This is a genomic window from Streptomyces sparsogenes, assembly GCF_001704635.1.
Taxonomy (GTDB): Bacteria; Actinomycetota; Actinomycetes; order Streptomycetales; family Streptomycetaceae; genus Streptomyces; species Streptomyces sparsogenes.
The window spans coordinates 1-1,116 of record NZ_MAXF01000254.1; the positions used below are offsets into that span (position 1 = coordinate 1).

At 66.8% G+C, this 1,116-nt stretch carries 1 protein-coding gene; it reads right to left on the bottom strand.

Translation table 11 applies throughout. The annotated features are described in order from the left end of the window. Positions 1 to 1,088, bottom strand: a 1,088-nt coding sequence (locus BBH68_RS38720) for a family 4 glycosyl hydrolase (protein ID WP_104531522.1), incomplete at its 3' end; no start/stop codon positions are given. Positions 1,089 to 1,116 lie beyond the last annotated feature (28 nt).

A 1,116-nucleotide genomic window follows, 5' to 3' on the forward strand; every position in this document is an offset into this window, starting at 1 on the left:
TGCGCCTCGGGGTGGAATCCCTTGCCGTCCACGGTGCCCCACAGCTCGACGACGGTGGAGTCCTCGAAGCCGGGCAGCCAGCCGCCGGTGTTGGTGATGTTGAAGGGCTGACGGATGGGGGTGTCGTTGTAGTAGGCGCTGATCGCGTCGATGGCCAGCTCCAGCTCGTGGATGCCGCCGCGGGAGCGGTCCTGCTCCAGCTGCGGGGCCTGGGAGTCGGCCTGCTCGCGGTAGTGCTCCCAGTAACCGGGCAGCGCGTCCATGATGATCTCGGACCGGGTCTTGGCGGCGAGCTGCCGCTCGCGCAGGATCTCGTCCCGGAAGTAGTAGTAGTTGAAGTAGTCGGAGGGGATGGACTCCATGGCCACCGCCAGGTGCAGCGCCCGCATGCCGTTGATGTCGTCGGTGGGCTTGTCCTTGAGCGCCTCGTAGCGCTCGCGCAGGATCGGGAAGGCGTCCTGGCCGTCGTAGGTGGCCTCGTTGGACCAGCAGTTGTGGTTGATGCCGACGAGGTTGGCCTTGAGCTTGTCGGGGTCGAGCCCGGCGGCCTTGGCCACCACCGGCGGGAAGACGATCGGGCCCTCGCAGAAGGAGACGATCGGGATGTCGGTGTAGTCGGAGACCGCCTGGGAGACGATGTTGACCGGGTTGGTGTAGTTGAAGATCCGGGCGCCGGGAGCGACGTCGGCCAGGTCGGCGCACAGGCTCTTGATGATCTGGATCGAGCGCAGCGCCATCATCATGCCGCCGGGGCCCTGTGTCTCCTGGCCGATGACGCCGTACTTGAGAGGGATGCGCTCGTCCAGGGCGCGGGCGGTGAAGCCGCCCGGACGGAAGCTGCTGAGCACGGCGTCGACATCGCGCAGGGCCTCGCGCTGGTTCGTCGATGTGGTGATGGTGATGTCCAGGCCCTGGTGGCGGGCCATCTGCCGGGTGAGCTTCTCCACGACGTCGAGCCGGTCCTGGTCCAGGTCGATCAGGACGAACTCGGAGCCGTCGAACTCCTCGCCGTGGTGCATGAAGGAGGCCATCGTCCCCGCCGCACGCGAGGAACCACCGCCCAGGTAAGCGATCTTGACGCGAGCCATCGATCCTCCAGGATCACTGTGGTGCACT